Source organism: Paenibacillus sp., from assembly GCF_048976745.1.
Taxonomy (GTDB): domain Bacteria; phylum Bacillota; class Bacilli; order Paenibacillales; family Paenibacillaceae; genus Paenibacillus.
On the sequence record NZ_JBHGUU010000005.1, the window covers coordinates 59,859 to 82,415 of the forward strand.

Genomic DNA, 22,557 nt, shown 5'->3' on the forward strand with positions numbered 1-22,557 from the left:
TATGAATCGGCTGCTTTGAAGCAAGTTACCTGTGTTTATTACGAGGTTTCTATGTTATTTGGCGCTAAGGGAAGCTCCCCATTCATACGTTTTCAAATAAGGGTCCGGCTTGACAGGCGCACCAGAATTCCACAATTCCTTGAACTGCCCATCTTCCTGTACCTCACCAATCCGTACGGTTTTGTAGATATGCTGATTCTCTCCATCCACGGTCACTTTACCTTCCGGTGCATCAAACTCCAGACCCTTCGCAGCTTCCTTCACCTTCTCCACGTCGGTTGATCCTGCCTTTTCCACTGCCGCCTTCCAGAGATAAACCGCCACATATCCCGCTTCAATCGGATCTGCCGTCACTCGATCAGCACCGTATTTTTCTTTGTACTTGGCAACAAATGTTGCATTTTCAGGTGTATCCGTTGTCTGATAATAGTTCCACGAAGCGAGATGCCCCTTCAAGACGTCCGCGCCAATACCACGGATTTCTTCCTCCGCCACACTTACCGAGAGGGTTGTCATCTGATCCGAAGAGATTCCGGCATCCTTCAATTGTTTGAAGAAGGCCACATTGCTATCTCCGTTCAGTGTATTGTATACAATATCCGGCTTCGCAGCCTTGATTTTGCTAATGATCGTACTGTAATCGGTATGTCCCAGCGGTGTGTATTCCTCACCTACCACTTCGCCGCCCTCTGCTGCGAGTTGTGCCTTAATGACCTGATTGGCCGTTTTCGGGAATACATAATCTGAACCGAGCAGATAAAACGTCTTTCCCCTGTTCTCCAGTAACCAGGTTACGGATGGAACGATCTGCTGATTCGTTGTTGCTCCTGTATAAAAAATATTTGGCGACGATTCCAATCCTTCATATTGTACCGGATAAAACAGCAGTCCTTTGTTCTGTTCGAACACCGGAAGCATCGCCTTCCGACTTGCAGAGGTCCATCCACCAAATACAGCAGCGACCTTATCCTGTTGCAGCAACTTTCCAGCCTTCTCCGCAAAAGTAGGCCAATCCGAAGCGCCATCCTCAATTACAGGCTCGATCTGTTTACCCAAAACTCCGCCCGCGGCGTTAATCTCTTCAATAGCAAGCATCTCGGCATCTTTAACAGATACCTCACTGATTGCCATCGTTCCGCTGAGGGAGTGAAGAATGCCAACTTTAATCGTATCACTGGACGCAGACGGCTCTCCTGTACCACCAGAACCTGAGGCTTCAGGCGGTGCAGTGCCCTCCACACATCCTGTCATTACAATGACCGCACCGAGCAAAATACTCCATAACTTGACCGACCTCTTCTTCAATAGCCTACACTCCCTTTTTTTAGTCTATTGCCGAACATTAAGGTCATTTACACCCGAAATGTTCGTTGATCCAAATTATGGAGTGTTACACTCTTCATGTCAATATAGCTTACATAATTTTATTTCATGCCTATCTGTTTCATGCATACTGCTAATAAGCTTGGAAGCTTATTGACAAAGGATTCACCCTGTGTGAGTATATTTAACATATTACTTGATTTATGAACTTATCAGATACTATAAGCGAAAGGTCGGATTGCCTTGCACTGGACTGAACAGGAAAAGGAAAAACTCCTGATTACCGTGGCTGCTAACCTCGCCCGTGAACGAAGAGCACGCGGACTCAAGTTGAACGTTCCCGAAGCCATCGCTTTGTTGACCTCCGAACTTATGGAACGGGCCCGGGATGGCATGAGTGTTGCCGAATTAATGAGACACGGAGGCACCATCCTGACACGCGAAGACTGTATGGATGGCGTTCCCGATATGATTCCTGAAGTACAGGTAGAAGCCACATTTCCTGACGGTACCAAACTGGTTACCGTACATGAACCTATACGCTGAGAAAGGCAGGAGAAGCCATGATTCCTGGTGAATATCGCTTGAAACCAGATGACGATATCATCTGTCATCCGGATCGTCCAACCTTACGCCTGATTGTCCTTAACCGCGGCGACCGTCCCGTCCAAGTCGGCTCACACGTTCACTTCTATGAAGTTAATGCGGCACTGGACTTCGATCGCGCTTCCGCTTTTGGACATCGCCTGCATATTCCGGCAGGCACCGCAGTCCGTTTCGAACCCGGTGAAGAGAAACCGGTCGAACTCACGACTTTTGGCGGCAAACGCCAGATACACGGGTTCAACGGATTAACGGAAGGCTCTGCGGATCAGGCTCCCGATCCACAGAAACTGGAGGCATTCCTGAAGACATTCTCCCCTCCCATACAAGATGGAGGTGAACCTTCATGAAACGAATGAGCCGTGAACAATACGCGTCGATGTTCGGACCCACCACTGGTGATGCCGTAAGACTTGCGGACACCGAACTATGGGCTGAGATTGAACATGATTATGCCGTATATGGAGATGAGAGCAAATTTGGGGGCGGCAAGGTTATCCGCGACGGGATGGGCCAGTCCACCTCTGCCATGCGAAGTGACGGCACTCCTGATACGGTAATCACCAACGCCATCATTATCGATCATTGGGGCATTGTAAAAGCGGATATCGGCATTCGGGATGGTCACATCTGTGCCATTGGCAAATCCGGTAACCCGGATACAATGGATGGGGTTCACCCCGCGCTGGTCATCGGTGCTTCCACCGAAATCATCGCTGGTGAAGGCATGATTGTAACCGCCGGCGGCATTGATACCCATATTCATTTCATCTGCCCACAGCAGATTCAGACCGCATTATCCTCCGGAGTAACGACCATGATCGGCGGCGGAACCGGACCAGCAACAGGAACCAAAGCCACCACCTGCACACCAGGAGCCTGGCACATCCACCGGATGTTAGAGTCCGCAGAGGCTTTTCCCATGAACATCGGTTACCTCGGTAAAGGCAACAGCTCCAGCACCGCACCTTTAATCGAACAGATTGAAGCGGGGGTAATCGGCCTAAAGCTGCATGAGGATTGGGGTACTACCCCGAGCGCTATCGATGCATGCCTAACTGCCGCTGGGGAACATGATGTTCAAGTTGCTATTCATACCGATACACTGAACGAAACCGGTTTTCTCGAAAACACCCTGGCTGCGATCAATGGGCGGACGATCCACACGTACCACACGGAAGGCGCTGGTGGCGGACACGCACCGGATATTATCCGGGCCGCTGGGGAGTCCTACGTTATCCCCTCATCAACCAACCCAACACGACCGTACACACGCAACACCGTAGAAGAGCATCTCGATATGTTGATGGTGTGTCACCATCTGGACCCTTCCATCCCGGAAGATGTCGCTTTTGCCGATTCGCGGATTCGCCCCGAAACCATCGCAGCCGAAGACATTTTGCATGATCTCGGTGTGTTCAGCATCATCAGTTCCGATTCACAAGCCATGGGCCGAGTGGGCGAAGTCATTATCCGCACGTGGCAGACAGCCGACAAAATGAAAAAACAGCGCGGTAAACTTGAACTCAACCCGGATTCTCCCTCCGATAACGATCGGATCAAGCGATATGTCGCCAAATACACCATCAATCCAGCTATCGCTCATGGAATCGGACACCTTGTCGGTTCAGTGGAAGTTGGAAAACTGGCCGATCTAATCGTATGGAAACCAGCCTACTTCGGTGTTAAACCCGAGATTGTCATCAAGGGGGGCATGATTACATTCGCCCAGATGGGTGACCCCAATGCGTCCATCCCGACACCTCAGCCCGTATTTGGCAGACCCATGTTCGGAGCTTATGGTAGTGCCATTGCCAGCGGATCAATCACCTTTGTCTCCCAAGCCGCGGCAGATGCCGGGATCAAAGAGACATTGGGCCTGAAGAAACGGGTTGAACCCGTCAAAGGTTGCCGCTCGGTAAGCAAAAAAGACATGATTCATAATGACGTCACCCCTGTCATTGAAGTCGATCCCGAAACCTACGAGGTACGCGCCGACGGCGAGTTGCTCACCTGTGAACCCGCAGACGAGTTGCCTATGGCTCAGCGGTACTTTATGTTCTAACAAGAATATGGATTAGCTGATAAGGAGGGGACGCATCATGAATAGTGGCACGAAGCTACTTCGTTACGTTCAATTGCTGGATTCAGCTCTGCCCATCGGTGGTTTCTCCCATTCCTTCGGTCTGGAGGCTTACACACATGATGGCACCGTGCAAAATACCGCGCAGCTCGAACAGTTTATACGCAGTCAGCTTCATTCCAGTCTCGTGCGACTAGATGGCCTTGCCATCAAAGGTGTCTATCATGCGATAAAACAGCAAGATGCCGCTTTACTTGCCCTGTATGACAAACGTGTCCACGCCCAGCGCTCCCCTCGGGAACTCAGGGAGAGCGGTCACAAAATGGGAAAACGACTGCTCAAGCTCGCCCGCTCACTCTATCCATGGATGGACTTTTCCCTAATTGATAAGGCCATACGGGAACATGGCGCGTATTGCGGTATCACGACCATTCACGGTTATATCAACTATCAGTTGGAGATTGAATTGGATGAAGCCGTTACCGGGCATCTGTATACCTCAGTGAACGCTTATGTGAACAGCGCCCTTCGCCTGCTGCCTATCGGACAGACCGAAGCGCAGATGTTGATTCAGAAACTGCTCGATGATATCGAAGCGGAATGGGCTCTCATTCGGGACAATGACCCGGAAGATATGCACAGCTTCGGAATCGCCCAGGAAATCTACGCCATGCGGCACGAGACCTTACCCGCGCGGCTGTTTATGTCTTAACTACAACATTTATCTAGGAGGAATTGTTATGTGTGGAGGAGCTAATCATACGCATCATCCGGAGTGGGAACGTAAGACATTTGATCGGAGTCGTCCGATGCGAATTGGAATTGGTGGACCGGTAGGTTCAGGTAAAACAGCCCTTGTGGAGAAGCTGTCCAAGGCACTGCGTACACGTTATAGCCTTGCTGTCATCACCAATGACATTTATACCAAGGAAGATGCCGAGATTTTGCTGCGTCAGAACGCCCTTGCACCAGAGCGTATTATCGGCGTAGAGACAGGCGGATGCCCGCACACCGCTATTCGCGAGGATGCCTCCATGAATTTTGAAGCGGTTGACGAGTTGATTGAACGTTTTCCTGATCTGCAACTGATCTTTATCGAGAGCGGCGGCGACAATCTCTCCGCTGCCTTCAGTCCGGAACTGGCCGATGTGTTCATCTATATTATCGACGTTGCCCAAGGAGAGAAACTCCCGCGCAAAGGCGGTCCCGGCATCACACGTTCAGATCTGCTGTTAATCAACAAAACTGACCTCGCCCCTTACGTTGGAGCAAGCCTGGAAGTGATGAAAAATGATACCGAGCGGGTACGGGAAGGCCGTCCTTATGTCATGTCTAATCTAATGAGCGGTGAAGGTGTATCCGAGATTGTCCACTGGCTCGAACATCAATATATGGATGACGATGCTTCCGCTGCACATCTGCATTCACACAGCCATGAACATGGCACTCACTCGCATTAATTCATCTTTTGTCCCCACGGGAACAGAGATGAATCGGAACGAAAGTGCAGGTGAGCCCGTCACACGCCGCAGCGAGCTTCGGGCCACCTTTGCCTTTCAAGGCGAGCGGACTGTCATGACCGATCGTTATTACAGCGCACCGCTCCGGTTTAGCCGTTCCTTTCGACCTCCCGGAGGCAGAAGCGAATTATGTGTGTACACATCAGACGTCTCTCCCGGAGTCCTTAACGGGGATCATTATCATTCCGAGTGGCAATTAGGTGAAGGCACCCATGTCATGCTCAGCAGCACATCCGCTACCAGGCTTCATCCTACACCTTCCATCCCTTCATCCGTTAATCATCACTTTCGGTTGGGAAAAGGAGCCATCCTGGAATACTTTCCTGAATGTGTCATTCCCTTCAAAGGAAGTTCTTCTTCACTCGCTGTAACCTTTGAGCTGAAAGACCAGGCGATCCTGGCCTATGCAGATATCTGGTCTGCCGGACGGATTCATCGGGGAGAAGCTTTCCAATTCGAGCGTTACCGAAGCTTGACGGAGATATGGCAAGGCAAGCAATTGGCCGTCTGGGATCGATTCGGACTTGAACCGGAAACCGATGATCCCACACACTCAGCGTCTCTCCTTCACTATACCCATACCGCTGCGTTGTGGATGATCGCCCCGGGTCTGGGTACTGCGGAGTTGGAACTGGTCCGATCTGCACTGCCACCCGATGGACGAATTCTGGCAGGTGCGAGCCTGCTGGCAACTGGGGGGATCGGTGTTCGACTGCTTGGCCTGGCGGCTTGGGAGCTTCAAGAGCAATGTCTTCAGATCTGGAACACACTTCGCCCCCTTCTGCTGGGCAAAGAAACTCTTGTCTTTCGTAAATAAGAGCATGAAGCATCGTTAACACAAAAAACCTCTGAACTGTCTCCGAGTATGTTCGGATTAGTCCAGAGGTTTTTGTACATTCAGTCCATGGATGCTACTCATATCGCTTACGCTTCGTTTTCCCCAGAATTGTTCTCTGATCTGTTCTCAGGCTGATAGCGATAGTCGCCTGTATCCTTGCTTTCCTTGGATTTGCGGTAACGGGTGAATTCAATATATTCGCTGATAAAAGACTGTTCCACAGTCGATAATTCACTTTCTTGGCAATTCAATTGCCGCAACACGTCAAAAAAATAATCCTCCCGTTTTTCCCGAACCATCGCTTCCTTCGATGGACGACCAATCATGAGCCAGTCAAGGCTCACATCAAAAAACGAAGCAATCTCAATTAATTTATTCGTACTCGGAATAGACTTGCCACGTTTCCAGTCACCCAGATTGCCTGTGCTAATCTTCAGCTGTTGGCAGAAAGCCTTCTTAGTCATTCCTCGTTCGGCAATCAGGTGTTCAATTCGCTCATAGATCGACTGCATACAAGAACCGCCTTCCAACCGTAATAATCAACTCTTCTGCTTGAATTATACCACATTATTCCTGAATGCTCAGCCTTTATATACCTGGTATAGGATGAGGTATATCGTATAACACAAAGATAGACTCCCATGAATGATCATGGAAGTCTATCTTATAACGTTGTTGCTGTGATGCGGTCGAGAGGACTCGAACCTCCACGGGTATACACCCACTACCCCCTCAAGATAGCGTGTCTGCCATTCCACCACGACCGCATATTCAATTGTAAAAATGGTGAGCCATGAAGGGCTCGAACCTTCGACACCCTGATTAAAAGTCAGGTGCTCTACCAACTGAGCTAATGGCTCTTGCTGTAAACTTCACCGGATGTGCCATGCTTCATTTTTGTTTATAAGAGCAATGACTTTGAGGATTTCTCATCGAAAAAACAGATCTCATGAGGTGGTGAAGATATGACCCGTAGGGGATTCGAACCCCTGTTACCTCCGTGAAAGGGAGGTGTCTTAACCCCTTGACCAACGGGCCTTAATAACAAGTTGTCTTTCTTGGCGACAAGAATGAGTATACCACAGGACAATTTGAACTTGCAATACTTTTTTTAAAATTTATTTTTCAAGCCATTCTTATTGATGCAGACCACTTGCATACTGCTCTTCAGAAACCCGTCATTCGCTCCATTCATACCAATATCATCATTGTGCAGGAACTATGTTAACCACACATTAAAAAAACTTACAAAAACTTAAGTTCACTTATAATATTGCAAATCGCATTATAAATACTTATAATTTAAGTATCAGTATAAGTACGGTCATCCATACACCCGGAGGTGACATGTTTGTTTCAAGAAGAACGAATGCAGCTCATTGTTGAACATCTACGGAAACACAATCGCATCTCAGCTGATGATATTGTCGCCTTGTTTGATGTATCACGGGATACTGCACGCAGGGATCTGATCAAGCTTGAGGAACAGGATGCCATTATTCGAACACGTGGCGGCGCAATTCTCCCCCCTCCCCCGCAAGAATTCAGATCCTACAAAGACCGTTTACTCGATGTTTCTGAGGAAAAGAGAGCCATCGGCAAGCTCGCTGCGGCCATTGTAAGACAAGGCGAGATCATTATTCTGGATTCTTCCACAACTGTGCAGGCCTGTGCCGAGAACTTAAACGGCAAATCCTGTACCGTCATTACGAACTCGATTCATTCCGCTGATCTTCTCTCCAATCACACTGCTGTCCAGATTCGCTTGCTCGGAGGCAAAGTAGATAAGGAACAACGTTATGTCTACGGTACCTCTGTTATTGAGACCCTCTCCCACTATTATGTAGATAAAGCCTTTATCGGAATTGGCGGGATCACCATGGATGGCTTCAGTGCTTCCGAAGAGGAAGGGAAAATTAAACACCAAATGATGAAAGCTGCCAAGAAAGTTGTTGTTCTTGCAGATCAATCCAAGTTTGATAGACGTTATGGTTATCGTTTTGCTGACTGGTCATTGGTGGATGTATTGATTACGGATCAATGGCCAACCAAAGAATGGCTTGTTTTTCTAGCCGAACAACAGGTTGAGTTACTCATTCCTGAACCTACAGATGATAAGGAGTTGTAAATATATGAAATTATTTGCCACAGATTTAGATGGAACTTTGTTGAACAGAGATAGCCAGATTAGCCCGGAGAATGCCGCAGCCATCCAAAAGGCCCAGCAATCCGGTATGAAAGTTACCATTGCGACTGGACGTGTCTATTCCGATGTGGTGACCATCAGCCGCGAAGGCGGAATCAAAACCCCGATTATCGGCTCCAACGGAGCGACGATTCATGATGCAGACGGTGAACGTTTATTCCATCTTCCGCTTGAGCGTGACACAGCAGCTTCCGTCATGCAGTGGCTGGAAGATCATGATGTCTATTATGAGGCATCAACGCAGCAAGGCATCTATGCTCCGCGTAGCAGTCATGAGACCTTGCTCGCCGAGATGGAACGTGTTCTGGGTTCGAACCCTGGTGAGGACATTGAACGCATGATTCGTGGCATCAAGAAACACTATGACAAAAAAGACTACCACCGTGTAGATAGCCACCTCGAAATTCCGGCAGAAGCCTATATCTATAATATTATGGCCTTCTCCATGAATCCGGACAAAGTAAAGACAGGACGAGAATACTTCGCTTCCCGATCCGATGTCGCAATGGTTGTATCCTTTGAGCACAACTTCGAAATGCAGCACCCGGACGTATCCAAAGGTAATGCCCTCACCAAACTGGCGGCTCACCTGGACATCTCCATGGAAGATACAGCAGCGATTGGTGATAACTTCAACGATGTCTCCATGTTAAAAATGGCAGGACTCGGCATCGCCATGGGTAATGGCGAACCCGAAATCCAGGCACTGGCCAAAGCCATAACGCTGACCAATGTGGAGCACGGTGTCGCCCATGCCATTGAGTGCTTGCTCGAAGGCAAACCGGTGTCCCGTCTGGAAACAATAGTTGGAGAAGGTCAGTAATCGAACCCGCACCGGAATTAAACAATAAAGCTGCATGGTCGCCTGTTGATCCATGCAGCTTCTCTTCATTTTAACTCAGCAGAGCGAACATGAGGCACGTCCTGTAACAAAATAATCAGTTGCTCGCCCCGGTATGAACCCTGCAGTTGCAACGTGAACTCAAGCACCGTCTCTTCTACGGAGTCTGTGCTTGTTTGCTGTTCTGTCTTAAAACCGATGACCGATATTTTCTCCTGTCCAAGCAATGCCAGAACACGCTTCAGGGCCTCTCCCTCCTTTTGCAGATGGATGGTTAACGTCTCTGTTCGAGCAGATACCAGCCAGCGTGTGGGCCTATGCAGTAACATCTGTGCCACAACAATAAGCAGTGTTACGCCTGCACCTGTCCAATACAGACCGGAACCCACAGCAAGTCCCATGCCTGCCGTAGCCCATATGCCTGCCGCTGTGGTCAATCCCCTGACCGTGTGCCGCTGTGTGAAGATCATGCCTGCTCCAATGAACCCCACACCGCTAACGACCTGTGCAGCGATCCTTGACGGATCAAGAGACAGATTGACCCAGCCAGCCTGATCCTGGAATCCATACTTCGACACAATCATCATCAGGGCAGCGCCGACAGCAACCACAAAATGAGTACGAATCCCCGCCTCTTTCATTCGGTTCTTGCGCTCATATCCGATCAGCACACCACATATTCCAGCTATGAGTACACGCATCAAATATTCCACTTCCATGCACATCACCTCTTTTATTATGTATATGCTTACATGTGTATCTTTACTATTACCCAATCTTTCCCTGCCTATATAGGTTGAACTAAAGATTATTTACACTGGCACTACGATGACAGAACAACCTTCCAATCGCTGTTATCCCCAGATTTTTTCGATTCCCTTTTCTCAAGGGAAAATCCGGTGATAGCGTATGCTTCCGATGTAGCTTTCTTTCAGAAAGCTTTTAGCTTCGCTTCTTCAGGTTTTTTCTGTCCTCTCCGTTATCGTATAAATGATTAATTCATCTTATACAATAAAAGGCCTTTACTCTGGTCAATTCTCTGACCGAAAATTGCTACCTTGTCTCTGTCCCAAGCCGTAATATTGTCTGAAATTATATATCAACGGATGCCATTCTTCTGGATTAATCTTGTTCGGTCCAGATATTAGTCTGGTGTGCGCGTGCACCTTCAACGCTTTCACTTCCACAATCGCCATGAACGGTGTATGTTCGGGAATACGCATGTGTTGCACAGCCGCTTCAATCTGGAGCGGACATTCAACTATTTTATCTGGTGCCACCTGAACCGAGCATTCGGATGTCAGTCCAGCTACAGTGAATTTATCATGACAATATTCATAGCCCATCTGCATTTTCTCCTCAGGAACCGGGGTAACTCCCGTATACCGACCCAGTGCTTCAACCTGTTTCCACATAGATGCATCCGGCAAATTAATCACACACTCCGGATGTCGACTCAGATTTTCATAGGCTTTGCCCTGTATACCCAGACCAAGAACCAAACAATCCCCCAGCGCCCAAGACGAGGATAAAGGTGACAGATTGGTTGACCCATCCTCATTTAACGTGCTTAGCAGCAAGACGGGCGTACCATAATATAAAATACTGGGATTCATCGTTTCATGTTGAATCACTTCTTGACCTTGGGACAATTGCTCTGTAGTAATATCCTGTTTCGTTATCTTTTTCATCCTGTACCTCTCCTGTTCCAATCTATTCGTATATAAGCTCAATCTAACCCATATGGGACGATACAACCGAATTGTAATACAGTAATAGTTCAGATATGATCGAAGTATGAATGTATATCCGAATATTACTGTTATTGCGTCGTTAATCGCCGATCCAACTCGCTCCATTTTTCTGTCATCCTTATTGGATGGCCGGGCATTGCCCGCAGGAGAGCTTGCTCATATGGCAGGCGTCACGCCTCAGACGGCAAGCAGCCATCTAGCCAAACTCGTAGAGGGAGGATTACTGGAAGTTGAACAGCAAGGCCGTCACCGATACTACCGTCTGGCAAACAAAGAAATTGCTAATCTGATTGAAGCGATGGCCAGTATCGCCCCGCCTGTACAGATCCGCTCTCTCAAACAATCCGATCAACTTCAACAACTGAGTTATGCACGGACCTGTTATGGTCATCTGGCCGGGAAATTGGGAATCTCGCTCTGTGAAGCCTTAATACAGAAGGGGTATCTTGCAGAGCCCGAAGAAGCACATAATAAGGATTATCAAGTTACGGAGCAAGGAATGCAGTGGTTTACCACGTTTGGGATTGAACTTCACGTGAAGCGAGAGTCACGCCGGGCCATCGCTCGCAAATGTCTGGATTGGAGCGAACGCCGCCATCATCTCTCAGGTATGCTTGGGGAACAACTCAGACACCGATTATCGGAACTGGACTGGATTCGTCAACAAACAGGAAGTCGCTCTGTCGAAGTAACAGAAGCAGGCAAGAAAGGTTTATACGAGGTGCTGAACATTTCACTTTAGGCCGAAGTGTATTCAATGGATAACCAAAGATCAGAACGCAAAAAATCCCCTTCACACTAATCCGTTATCCGGTCTAATGTGAAGGGAATTTTATTGTTTAATTCAGAACGGAGAGAGAGGGATACTCTCACTTCGTTCGAGACTGCGAAGTATTGCTAACGAAGCTTATGCTCCGACGAACCTTTAGGGTTCTCATCCCTTTGCAGAGAAGTTGATTCAGAACGGAGAGAGAGGGATTCGAACCCTCGCACCGCTTACGCAGTCTAACCCCTTAGCAGAGGGTCCCCTTATAGCCACTTGGGTATCTCTCCAAGAAATGGCTCCCCGAACAGGGCTCGAACCTGTGACAACTCGATTAACAGTCGAGTGCTCTACCAACTGAGCTATCAGGGAAAATTAACTTGAATAAGATTAATTTATCATGATTAATAATCCAAGTCAACATCCCTTCCATCACTTTCTTTAATACATTGGATGATACACACATCAGATATTTTGAAGCCCCAGTTTTCCCGCGCAACGGCCACAACGATAACGCTTCGGATCTATTTTCCGCTTGCGCAAATACTCCGTACCACAGCTCTTGCACACCAGCTTATAACGATATGGCAGCGACTTTCTGCCTTTGCCGTCAGGAAGTGATTGACAGTAACGCGAGCCGCCTACCTTCTGCAATAAAGCCTTGAATTCCGGATCACGATGCTGATAGCCGCGCCCACGAATATGCAGATGATAGTGACACAGCTCATGCTTGATGATTTTTTCAACCTCATCTCGCCCGTAGGCTTCGAGTTGATGCGGATTGATCTCAATCCGGTGACTTTTGAGCATATAACGCCCACCCGTCGTGGTCAGACGACTGTTAAACAACGCTTCATGGGTGAACGGCACTCCGAAATGATCCAGTGATACCTGTTCGATCCATTGTTGCAATTCCTCATTTTCCATCGGTATCCTCTCCTTGCACCCCCTCGGAGCATTTGTTTTTCCGGCATAATACTTGAATTTTAACCGTTTCGTAGGCTACACTGTCAAGTAGAATGTATGAGGGGAGATTATTACTCGTTATGCCTACAATGCGCTATGTCATCCTGCAGCAGGAACAACAATTGCAGTTCGTGGAAATGCCGGCAGATTACGCCTATCAACTCAGTGCGCTCAACCTGCGTCTGCACAAGGAAATTGATAAACTCACTGCAGCAGATGTCCCTGTCCTGCCTTGGGCGATCGCCGAATGTGACAGCCTCGATCTCCTGAACGAAAATCTTACTATCATTGGCGGCCTTGATTATATCAATGCGCTTGAAGAATCTTTTGCAGCCCTACGTGAAAGCCATTATCCTTTAATTTCTCTGTTGACCGAAATCCGGGCTCTTCAGGCCCAATTGGAACAATGGTATGAAGAAGAGATGGAAGCTCTCTAATTCACCGCAGGTATCATTTTATAATGATGAGAACAAAAAGCACATCTCCCTGAATTGGGATTTGTGCTTTTTTTTGAGTCAACGAGACATGATTTGACGGAGGCCTCCACTTATCCCGCACAGTCCAGGCTATTGCCACATATGCTAACGTACAGATGAATTATGCAAGAGGAGGAGATACCCTTGCCTCAATGGCTTTGCAATCAACTGATGCGTGCATTTCACAAAAAGGACAGCCGGCAAATCAAGTTGCTGAACGAATGCTGGTTCTTTTATCGCAACAAACCAGCAAATGGCACACCACGCAGTGCGGAGAGCGAACTTTAGGAGGCTGTTCCTAAAAGTCTGCTTTGGATTACGAAGGATGGCCTTTTGAACACACACTTTAAGAAAATGCTCATATTCCCCCGTACTTACTAGAGGAATTAGAACGGACAACGGGACTATTCCTGTCGACAACAAACAGCCTTCCTGGTCAGGGAAGGCTGTTCTCCAATCCTATTGCTTAAGAAGACTGTTGCGCAGAAGCAGGCTTCTTCATCGTAAGGCCGACACGGCCTTTTTTGGTATCCACATTCATAACCCAGACCGTTACATTATCCCCGACAGATACAACATCCATCGGGTGTTTAACATATCCGTTGCTGAGCTGTGAAATATGGACAAGCCCATCACTCTTAATTCCAATATCAACAAAGGCCCCAAAATCAATTACGTTCCGAACCGTACCTTGCAACTCCATACCTTCTACCAGATCCTCAATTTTTAATACATCTGTACGGAAGATTGGCAACGGCATTTCTTCACGCGGGTCACGCCCCGGACGTTGCAAGCTGTCCAGAATATCACGCAGTGTAGGCACACCTACGTCCAGTTTCACAGCCAATTGTTCTGGCTGTTGCTCGGACAGTAACACCGACAGTTCCTTGCTGCCCAGCTTGTCCAGTGCAACCTGAAGCTCCTTGAACAGCTGATCCACAACCTTGTAGGACTCAGGGTGAATCGGTGTACGATCCAATGGATTCTCACCCTCACCAATCCGCATAAATCCTACGCACTGCTCATAGGTTTTGGCACCCAGACGAGGCACCTTCTGAAGCTGACGGCGGTTCGTGAACCGGCCATTCTCTTCGCGGTACTTCACGATGTTTTTGGCAATCGTAGCGTTAACTCCGGCAACATATGACAGCAACGAAGGTGAAGCCGTATTCACGTCCACACCCACATGGTTAACCGCGGATTCCACGACAGCCTTCAAGCTTTCTTCCAAAATCTTCTGGGAAACATCATGCTGATATTGACCTACGCCAATGGCTTTTGGATCAATCTTAACCAACTCCGCAAGCGGGTCTTGTACACGACGTGCAATGGAAGCTGCACTACGCTCCGCAACATCCAGATCCGGGAACTCTTCCTGGGCCAGTTTGGATGCAGAATATACACTTGCCCCTGCTTCATTAACAATCAGATATACCAGACTTTCATCACCGTTCTCCTGAATGATCTCGGCAACAAACTGCTCCGTTTCACGTGATCCGGTACCATTACCAATGACGATCAGTCCAATATCATATTGCTTGATCATCCGATGGAATACTTCCGCAGCTTCACGTTTCTTGTTGTGTGGTGGCGTTGGGTAGGTCACCGCCACTTCCAACAACTTGCCTGTATCATCTACTACAGCCAGTTTACAACCGGTACGATAGGCCGGATCGACACCCAGCACACGTTTGCCATGAATCGGAGGTTGAAGCAACAGATTACGCAGATTGGCAGAGAATACCGATATGGCTTGATTTTCACCTTTTTCCGTGAGTTCTCCACGAACTTCACGCTCGATGGAAGGCGCAATAAGCCGCTTATATGCATCTTCAATCACATCACGCAGGATATTCTGCACGGCAGAAGCACCACGAATGATCTGTCCTTCCATATGACGATGGGCCGGTTCTGCCTGTACGTCCAGGCCAACTTTCAGAATATTCTCACGTTCACCGCGATTAATCGCGAGAATACGGTGTGGAGGCATCTTTTTGGCTAATTCGCGGTAATCATAATAATTCTCGTACACGGACTCTTCTTGAGCATCTTTTGCTTCTGAAGTCAACATCCCGTGATCCAAGGTGTACCTACGAATCCATGCACGAATGGCCGCATCGTCTGCGATATTCTCAGCGAGAATGTCTTTGGCTCCCTGAAGAGCCGACTCCGCATCTTCTACACCCAGTTCAGCATTGATATATTTCGCAGCTTCCTGGAGTGCATCGCCTTGTTTCGGTTGACCCCAGATCCAGACAGCGAGTGGTTCAAGACCTTTTTCCTTCGCTACACTGGCACGGGTCTTCCGCTTCTGACGGAACGGGCGATACAAGTCCTCCACTTCCTGCAGCTTCACTGCTTGAGTGATGGAGTTCTTCAGCTCTCCGGTCAGCTTGCCCTGTTCCTCTATAATACGGATGACTTCCAATTTGCGATCCTCAAGATTGCGCAGATAAACAATGCGTTCTTCAATGGATCGCAGCTGGTTCTCATCCAGCTCTCCAGTCATTTCTTTACGGTAGCGGGCGATAAATGGAATCGTATTGCCTTCGTCCAGAAGCTCCGATGTCGTACGGACCTGCTTCAAGGACAGTGACAGTTCCTTGGCTACCTGTTTGATGATTCGTTCATGGCGTTCTGCCTTTATTGTTTCTTCATTGGGTTCCAGAACCGTTTCCTGTTCAGACAAAATAAATCCCTCTTTCCTTCCTGAATCGTTCGTTACAATCATTTCAGGGCAGCTTTGCTGCTGTAATTACAGTATAGTTGAACCATTTGTTTCTTCCACTCTACCCTATATTATCACAAAATCACGTCCAGATTTCCATCAATCCGCAAGCATACAAGTTATGACAGAATGATGTTATCCTCCAGCCTTCCCCATTACGGCAAAAAAAGACCGAAAAACGTCATCACGACGCCCCTCGGTCCTCCTTTTTTTAAAACTCTATATCACTTTGCAGTCTAAACGCGTTCAAAGCGGAACAGTTCGCTCAGATAGTCTCCTGATGCACTGCCTACCGAAATACCGCCATACATCAGAGCATCGCCGGTAAAGGTCTCTGATCCGCCTTTCAGACGATAATCCGCATTCGGGTCCAATCCTTTCAGCTTCAGGCGCTGAAGTGGCGCATTAGGTTCAGAGAGCACACGGAAGTAGAATACAACCGCTTCGCTTCCGTCTGGTGCAATGAACATCCATGCCGTCTCATTGCCTTCAAACGGACTGAGCAAGCGACGGAATGTTCCATATTGAACCGTTCCACGAATCTCCTTGTACAGCTCAACCTGGGCTTTCACAATGTCGTTCTCTTCCTCCGTGAATTTCGTCAGGTCCAGCTCATACCCGAAGTTGCCCGACATCGCAACATGTCCCCGAATCTCAAGAGAAGTGATCCGGTTCACCTGATGATTCGGTACCGCTGAGATATGTGATCCCATGGAGCTTACCGGGTACACAAGACTGGTACCGTACTGGATCCGCAGACGGGATATCGCATCCGTGTTATCACTTGTCCACGTCTGTGGCATGTAATACAACATACCTGGATCGAAGCGGCCACCACCCCCTGAACAACTCTCAAACAGAATATTCGGGAACGCCGAAGTGATACGTTCCATGACGTCATACAACCCCAACATGTAACGATGCGCGGTCTCACGCTGTCTGTCTGCCGGAAGCAACGCGGAACCCACTTCCGTCATATTCCGGTTCATATCCCATTTCACATAAGTAATTGGTGCAGAACCAAGTACATCTGTTAACATGCGCACGATCTCATCACGTACATCCTGACGAGAGAAATCGAGTACCAATTGTTGACGTCCTTCTGTCCGGCGACGATCAGGCACATGCAGACACCAGTCCGGATGCGCACGATATAACTCACTGTCTGGCGAGATCATCTCAGGCTCAAACCACAGTCCGAACTGCATGTCCAGACCTGTTACGCGATTAGCCAGATCATCCAGTCCCTGTGGCAATTTGTTTTTATCTACAATCCAGTCACCCAGCGAGGAATTGTCACTGTCCCGGTGTCCAAACCAACCATCATCCAAGACAAACAGCTCAATACCCAGCTTCTGTCCCGCTTGAGCAATCTGTTCAATCTTGTCCGCATTGAAACCAAAGTAAGTCGCTTCCCAGTTATTGACCAACACCGGACGCTCTGCATTGCGGAATTTGCCACGTGCCAGACGCTCCCGATACAATTCGTGGTAGGACTGTGACATGCCGTCCAAACCTGTAGACGAATACACCATAACTGTCTCAGGTGTCTGGAACGCTTCCTGCGGCTCCAGCTTCCAGCTGAACTCGAACGGGTTGATCCCAAGCGATACACGAGTGGTGTGGAATTGATCCACTTCGGCCTGTGCAGTGAAGCTGCCACTATAAACGAGACTGAATCCGTAGACTTCACCCTGATCTTCGTCCGTGCCTGGAGTCATCAGCGCAATAAATGGATTCTGCTGGTGACTGCTTGACCCGCGACGACTCTCAATCCCCTGCAGGCCTGAAGCAAGCGGTCTGCGAACGATATCCCGTTCCCGTGTCCAAGCCCCTGACAATTGCAACAATTCATAATCTGCATGCGGGAAATCAACCGAAGAACTGAGCGCACGCGCCACATTCACTGCGGTAGCGCTCTCATTAACGATACGCATGGAGCGTGTAATTGCATTAAATGCCGTAAAGGCTGTATAGGAAAGCTCGATCTTGATACCAGCGACGCGATCTTCCAGCTCAATAACCAGCGTCTCTGCTTCGTCATCGGACTCAACGTATGTTGCTGGCAATCCGGTAAGCGTTGTCTTTCCTTTGACCAATCGATGGCCTGTATACGTAAACTCGGAAACTGTTGAGCCATTCTCAAGTTCCAGTTGGATTGCGGGATTGCGGAAGTCACTCGTGCCATACACTGGCAATTCCACTGGCAACGTATCAAATGAGATTGTACGATCCTCTGGCACCGGGTTAGGACTAAAGGACGCTCGTTCTGTCCGTACATGCAGCCAGCTCAGATCGGTGTCGCGTAATTTTTTGCCATAATACAAATGCACCAAATATCCTGAGGGCAGTACCTGAAATACGTAACTGGCCTCACGGGTCTGTAAATGAAACTGAAGTTTCTCCTGATTGATGTAAATGCTCATATGTCTCCTCCACCTCTATATATAGGTCTTTCGGGTAAACGGTTTCTCAGGTTTCATTATAGCGAAAAGATCGCCAATGTTCTACGCTTTCATCAAGCTTTAATCAAAAGAGCGCATAACAGCCCGAAGGATGTCATACGCTCTTTTGATTACAGTCTGAATTCAGTGTGTTCCCTTACAGGAACATCCATTGCCAACGGACGGCAGGACAGCGTACGAGACGCTGGATACTGCCTTAAAAATCGATTAAACCAAGGCTGATCTGTAAGGCTTCGTTGACCAACTTCATGGTCTCCTCGTCCAGATGGGTAATCTTGTCAGTCAGCCTCTGCTTATCAATCGTCCGAATTTGTTCGAGCAAAATAACCGAGTCCCGGTCAAAGCCGTGTGCCGCCGCATCAATTTCAACATGCGTTGGCAGCTTTGCCTTCTGGATCTGGGCGGTGATCGCCGCCACAATACAAGTTGGACTGAACCGGTTGCCGATATCGTTCTGGATCACCAGAACCGGCCTGACTCCACCTTGCTCGGAACCGACAACGGGAGAAAGATCCGCAAAAAAAACGTCACCACGTTTTACGATCAATGTCTACACCCCGCTAACTAAGCGGTCCAGAGTGCTGTCCGCATCTTCCTCCGCATGAAAGGCTTCGGATGCCATGGTCAGATTAATTTTTGCCATCTCCATGTACCCTCGCTGCATCGTTTCACGGATGTAACGTTTCTTACGCTCCGTTAAATACAGCTTCATAGCCTGCCTAATCAATTCGCTGCGGTTGGAATTCTCCAGCGCTACGATGCCATCCACTTCCTGCAAAAGATAATCAGGTAAACTGATCATGATCCGCTTGGTGTTCTGCAAGTTGGCCACCTTTCTTCCACCCCCACAAACCTTTCGCCATTGTGAACCAGTATTACGTTTTTCCAGAACTTTTATACAAAGGAATATATATGCCCCGAGTATATCAAGTATGCTGTACTCCATTATAAACACGGGAAACAATATTCGTACAGACCAAACATCTCAATTCAGGAATTAAATCCTTACTGTCTTACAACATTCGAGATGCTCCGACAGTTTTCCTTCTGTTCTGAAAAAAAGTTTATTGGTAATGACGTCCAGTTTACCTGTCAGGATGTCAAAAGTGGATTGATTCTGGCGACTACTGCTCCCCCACGGGTGTATACCCGTGGAATGCGGTGCGCCATCATGCAGATCACTTCATAAGCAATCGTACCGAGCTGGGATGCCACCTCGTCTGCGGTTATAACGCCACCAGACTGCTGACCGATGAGGACAACCTCTTCGCCGACTTGAATTTCTTCCGCTTCTTCTGCGAAAGATTGTAACGACACCATACACTGATCCATACAGATCGTACCGACGACAGGTACACGGTGGCCGCGTACAAGCACTTGTGCTTTACCTGTCAGCATTCTGGAGAATCCGTCTGCATAGCCGATCGGCAGGGTCGCTATACGTTCGTACCCTTGCGTAAAATAACGGGTTCCGTAACTGATCCCCCAATGGGGTGGCAGTGTTTTGACCAGAACCGCTTTTGTCTTCAGCGTCAATACCGGGGACAGTTTCACCACCTGATGATTCACCTCAGCCGAAGGATACAGTCCGTACAGGCTTATTCCCACACGTACCATATCATAGGACAGTTCCGGTGTATCAATGGCAGCGGCGCTGTTCGCCGTATGTATAATCGGGATGGAACATCCCTGATCCCTGAGCGCATGAACCACGCCTTGGAACCGTCGATACTGCTCCAGTGTATAGGTTTTGTCTTCTTCATCCGCTCTGGCAAAATGGGTAAACATGCCTTCCAGCATCACCTGATTGAGCGAAGCTACTTCCTTAATGAAAGCCAATGCTTCATCGCCAGGCAACAGACCTAATCGGCCCATGCCGCTGTCGATTTTAATATGAACCTTCAGTTGATTAGCAAATGTGCTTTCATCCAGATGTCGAATGGCATCAAGCACTTCCCTGCTGAACAGCGTGACGGTCACATCATGTTTCCAAGCAACTGCGATCCCTTCAGGCGGGGTATAACCCAATACCAGAATTGGAACCGTAATCCCATGTTGTCGCAGTTCCAGCGCTTCGTCAAGAAAAGCAACACTTAAGTAATCCACACCCACTCGTTCCAGTTCTCTAGCCGTCTCCACCGCTCCATGTCCATAGGCATTGGCCTTCACACAGGCGAGGAATTTCATGCCCTGAGGCAATGCCTCGCGGAAAGCTTCTACGTTAGTACATAAATGATCCAAATTGATGTCCGCTTGGGTCGGCCGATATTGTCCTTGCACGTTAAGTCACCTTCTCTAATCATCTTAATCCGGCTCACGTCAGACTCCATCGTAATGCTCCTGCATGTGACTGTCAAATGAACCGAAGTTTCGCATTCAAAAACAGGTGCGAGGCGCGCCGTTTGAGGAACAAATGCGAATACAGAAGAAGACCGCTAAGCGAGATGAGCAGGGCAATATTTTACTCTCTACCCTAGCAACAATCTGCTTATATCGATTATTTACCCGGTTCCTCCTGCATAGAAGCGCGTTTTGCATTATTGGGTGTATCGAGTAAGAAAATCACTTCCAGATGCACACATGTCTTTCAGCAAAACAAAGCACCGGAGAATGGTCTCCGATGCTACTTAGCATTCCTTATGTTTATGCTACTATTCGTTCATTGGTTCAAAAATCATTTGCCTGACTCTTCCTGCATCGATGTTGCAATGCGAACCATTTCGTTCTGAGGCAGGTCTGCACTGGTGATCCGATACTCTATACCATCTGTCATCCATGTCAGTGTCTTCAATGCATCTCCGCTGATCATGCCCAGTGTGAATCCAAGATCCACTACACTGGATGGAGCAAGCGACACAGCTCGATCCTGCGGTCTGGCTTCGAATATCGTGTAATTATATGTTCCTTCATAACGAAGCATAACCGAATAGTCTCCTGCCTCTTCCAAAATCTGATCATCCTTGAGCTGCACGCCCTCCGGCGCATAGGTCGGCTGAATTACGCCAAAGCTGTCTGGACCTTCCGGTTCTGCGAGTGTTGGCTCTTCGCCTTCCTGACCTGTTGCAGCACCTTCTGTACCTTGCTGCTCGGTGTCACCGCCTACACCTGTCTGTCCATCAGTGACAGCTCCGTCAGGTTCAGGCGCAGTCTGCGGATTGGCAGGTTCTTTACCGCCCTCGTCACCGGTTTGCTCCACAGGAGTCACACCAGAGTCCGTTCCTGTTTTGCCGCCTTCTTCTGAAGCTGCTGTCATGTTACGTTGCATGTCAAAAGCATCTTTCTCAAATTCAGTCCCGAATTTGAAGGAGTCAAATTTCACATCGACCACCACATTGGCATTGGAGTCGGATACCTCCACCTGTTTAGGTGCGTAATCCGATTTGTTCAGCCAGATCTTCTGTCTGACGAGTGCATGTGTATTATAATTGGCAGCTACATCAAATACATAGCTTTCCTTCTCATCCGCAAACTGACGGGTTGTGTCCCCCGTAATGCTCCGAATCAATGTTTCATAGAGATACACCTGTCCTTGATTATCTGGCCAATTGCTCTGAAAACGGAAGCTTTTGTTCTGGCTCGGTGTCAAAACAAACACGCCTTCATCGTTGCGCAATACAATCTGAGTTACATCCTTTTTGGCATTGGTTAACGCAATACGATAATAGGAAGGCTTCTGATGCCATACCTCGACCTTGTACTGCTGCGGCGCATCTCCGGTATGCAGCGTCATCACGCCTGCCCCCTGGTAACTTTCCATCTCTCCTACGACTTCGTTCAGATCTTTGACCACAGCTGCCGCATCCTTCTTCCCGCAGGCGGCAAGTAAGGCCGATAAGACCAATACCATGGCAAGCATCCATGATATTCGGCGCATGACATCATCCCCTTTAGCACATGTTTTCACTTCAGGATTGTGCTTGCAGCAGAACCCCTACTTGATTAGTACATGTTATGAGGGACTTGTTCGATATATGCGGACTAGTTTGACAAG

General features: G+C 48.4%; 22 protein-coding genes and 5 tRNA genes. 11 read left to right on the forward strand and 16 right to left on the reverse strand.

Translation table 11 applies throughout. The features are described from left to right. Positions 1-54 precede the first annotated feature (54 nt). Complete coding sequence (urtA, locus tag ACE3K2_RS04050; protein ID WP_421887019.1) at positions 55-1,305, reverse strand: urea ABC transporter substrate-binding protein; 1,251 nt, start codon at positions 1,303-1,305, stop codon at positions 55-57. A 261-nt stretch (positions 1,306-1,566) separates the two neighbouring features. Between urtA and ACE3K2_RS04055 the strand changes: the two genes are divergently transcribed. Genes ACE3K2_RS04055 through ACE3K2_RS04080 form a run of 6 tightly spaced genes read left to right on the forward strand, consistent with a single transcriptional unit; the run spans position 1,567 to position 6,346 of the window. Beyond that, a complete protein-coding gene (locus tag ACE3K2_RS04055) occupies positions 1,567-1,869 on the forward strand; it encodes an urease subunit gamma (protein WP_421887022.1) in 303 nt (100 codons plus the stop codon). Positions 1,870-1,886: 17 nt separating this feature from the next. Next, positions 1,887-2,276, forward strand: coding sequence for an urease subunit beta (locus ACE3K2_RS04060; RefSeq protein WP_421887025.1), 390 nt, complete (start codon positions 1,887-1,889; stop codon positions 2,274-2,276). Beyond that, a complete protein-coding gene (gene ureC / locus ACE3K2_RS04065; RefSeq protein WP_421887028.1) occupies positions 2,273-3,991 on the forward strand; it encodes an urease subunit alpha in 1,719 nt (572 codons plus the stop codon). Before ACE3K2_RS04060 ends, ureC begins: the two co-directional genes overlap by 4 nt. Positions 3,992-4,028: 37 nt before the next feature. Beyond that, entirely contained in the window at positions 4,029-4,721 is a 693-nt protein-coding gene (locus ACE3K2_RS04070; protein ID WP_421887030.1) for an urease accessory protein UreF, read from the forward strand. A gap of 28 nt (positions 4,722-4,749) precedes the next feature. Further along, on the forward strand, positions 4,750-5,469 hold the full coding sequence (gene ureG, locus ACE3K2_RS04075; RefSeq protein ID WP_405171937.1) for an urease accessory protein UreG: 720 nt from the start codon (positions 4,750-4,752) through the stop codon (positions 5,467-5,469). 28 nt (positions 5,470-5,497) lie between these two features. After that, positions 5,498-6,346, forward strand: coding sequence for an urease accessory protein UreD (locus tag ACE3K2_RS04080; RefSeq protein WP_421887032.1), 849 nt, complete (start codon positions 5,498-5,500; stop codon positions 6,344-6,346). Positions 6,347-6,453: 107 nt separating this feature from the next. Here ACE3K2_RS04080 and ACE3K2_RS04085 read toward each other — a convergent pair whose 3' ends face one another. The 4 genes from ACE3K2_RS04085 to ACE3K2_RS04100 all read right to left on the reverse strand — a co-directional run bounded on the left by ACE3K2_RS04085 (position 6,454) and on the right by ACE3K2_RS04100 (position 7,405). Further along, positions 6,454-6,879, reverse strand: coding sequence for a helix-turn-helix domain-containing protein (locus tag ACE3K2_RS04085; RefSeq protein WP_421887034.1), 426 nt, complete (start codon positions 6,877-6,879; stop codon positions 6,454-6,456). 172 nt (positions 6,880-7,051) lie between these two features. Next, positions 7,052-7,134, reverse strand: a tRNA-Leu gene (locus ACE3K2_RS04090). A gap of 17 nt (positions 7,135-7,151) precedes the next feature. Continuing rightward, positions 7,152-7,227, reverse strand: a tRNA-Lys gene (locus ACE3K2_RS04095). Positions 7,228-7,333: 106 nt separating this feature from the next. Beyond that, positions 7,334-7,405 (reverse strand) — tRNA-Glu (locus ACE3K2_RS04100). Positions 7,406-7,718: 313 nt separating this feature from the next. On the opposite strand from ACE3K2_RS04100, the gene ACE3K2_RS04105 reads away from it, so the two are divergent. After that, positions 7,719-8,495, forward strand: a complete 777-nt coding sequence (locus ACE3K2_RS04105) for a DeoR/GlpR family DNA-binding transcription regulator (RefSeq protein ID WP_421887037.1) — start codon at positions 7,719-7,721, stop codon at positions 8,493-8,495. A 4-nt stretch (positions 8,496-8,499) separates the two neighbouring features. Further along, on the forward strand, positions 8,500-9,396 hold the full coding sequence (locus ACE3K2_RS04110) for a Cof-type HAD-IIB family hydrolase (RefSeq protein WP_421887041.1): 897 nt from the start codon (positions 8,500-8,502) through the stop codon (positions 9,394-9,396). Positions 9,397-9,461: 65 nt separating this feature from the next. Here ACE3K2_RS04110 and ACE3K2_RS04115 read toward each other — a convergent pair whose 3' ends face one another. Further along, positions 9,462-10,133 carry an MgtC/SapB family protein gene (locus ACE3K2_RS04115; protein WP_421887044.1) on the reverse strand — a complete coding sequence of 224 codons (672 nt, stop codon included), beginning with the start codon at positions 10,131-10,133 and terminating at the stop codon, positions 9,462-9,464. Positions 10,134-10,445: 312 nt separating this feature from the next. Further along, on the reverse strand, positions 10,446-11,105 hold the full coding sequence (locus ACE3K2_RS04120; protein WP_421887047.1) for a flavin reductase family protein: 660 nt from the start codon (positions 11,103-11,105) through the stop codon (positions 10,446-10,448). Between the two features lie 106 nt (positions 11,106-11,211). Between ACE3K2_RS04120 and ACE3K2_RS04125 the strand changes: the two genes are divergently transcribed. Then, positions 11,212-11,910, forward strand: coding sequence for an ArsR/SmtB family transcription factor (locus ACE3K2_RS04125; protein WP_421887050.1), 699 nt, complete (start codon positions 11,212-11,214; stop codon positions 11,908-11,910). A gap of 222 nt (positions 11,911-12,132) precedes the next feature. Here ACE3K2_RS04125 and ACE3K2_RS04130 read toward each other — a convergent pair. From ACE3K2_RS04130 to ACE3K2_RS04140, 3 genes are all read right to left on the reverse strand, one after another. Next, positions 12,133-12,221, reverse strand: a tRNA-Ser gene (locus ACE3K2_RS04130). Between the two features lie 6 nt (positions 12,222-12,227). Further along, positions 12,228-12,303: transfer RNA gene (locus ACE3K2_RS04135), tRNA-Asn, on the reverse strand. A 93-nt stretch (positions 12,304-12,396) separates the two neighbouring features. After that, positions 12,397-12,858 (reverse strand): SprT family protein, encoded by a 462-nt coding sequence (locus ACE3K2_RS04140; RefSeq protein ID WP_421887053.1) that lies wholly within the window; start codon positions 12,856-12,858, stop codon positions 12,397-12,399. A gap of 119 nt (positions 12,859-12,977) precedes the next feature. Between ACE3K2_RS04140 and ACE3K2_RS04145 the strand changes: the two genes are divergently transcribed. Both ACE3K2_RS04145 and cmpA read left to right on the forward strand, forming a co-directional pair. Further along, positions 12,978-13,334 (forward strand): hypothetical protein, encoded by a 357-nt coding sequence (locus ACE3K2_RS04145; RefSeq protein WP_017690032.1) that lies wholly within the window; start codon positions 12,978-12,980, stop codon positions 13,332-13,334. 183 nt (positions 13,335-13,517) lie between these two features. Continuing rightward, entirely contained in the window at positions 13,518-13,661 is a 144-nt protein-coding gene (cmpA, locus tag ACE3K2_RS04150) for a cortex morphogenetic protein CmpA (RefSeq protein ID WP_339303574.1), read from the forward strand. Between the two features lie 178 nt (positions 13,662-13,839). Here cmpA and ACE3K2_RS04155 read toward each other — a convergent pair whose 3' ends face one another. From ACE3K2_RS04155 to ACE3K2_RS04180, 6 genes are all read right to left on the reverse strand, one after another. Next, the gene (locus tag ACE3K2_RS04155; protein ID WP_421887056.1) at positions 13,840-16,062 is read right to left on the reverse strand and encodes a Tex family protein; all 2,223 of its coding nucleotides are present in this window, start codon (positions 16,060-16,062) and stop codon (positions 13,840-13,842) included. Positions 16,063-16,337: 275 nt separating this feature from the next. Next, on the reverse strand, positions 16,338-18,527 hold the full coding sequence (locus tag ACE3K2_RS04160; RefSeq protein WP_421887059.1) for an alpha-galactosidase: 2,190 nt from the start codon (positions 18,525-18,527) through the stop codon (positions 16,338-16,340). A gap of 235 nt (positions 18,528-18,762) precedes the next feature. Beyond that, entirely contained in the window at positions 18,763-19,113 is a 351-nt protein-coding gene (locus ACE3K2_RS04165; protein WP_024630714.1) for a type II toxin-antitoxin system PemK/MazF family toxin, read from the reverse strand. A gap of 3 nt (positions 19,114-19,116) precedes the next feature. Then, positions 19,117-19,398, reverse strand: coding sequence for a CopG family ribbon-helix-helix protein (locus tag ACE3K2_RS04170; protein ID WP_017690037.1), 282 nt, complete (start codon positions 19,396-19,398; stop codon positions 19,117-19,119). A 260-nt stretch (positions 19,399-19,658) separates the two neighbouring features. Beyond that, a complete protein-coding gene (alr, locus tag ACE3K2_RS04175; protein ID WP_421887065.1) occupies positions 19,659-20,846 on the reverse strand; it encodes an alanine racemase in 1,188 nt (395 codons plus the stop codon). A 394-nt stretch (positions 20,847-21,240) separates the two neighbouring features. Next, a complete protein-coding gene (locus ACE3K2_RS04180) occupies positions 21,241-22,440 on the reverse strand; it encodes a DUF4367 domain-containing protein (protein ID WP_421887068.1) in 1,200 nt (399 codons plus the stop codon). Between the last annotated feature and the right edge of the window lie 117 nt (positions 22,441-22,557).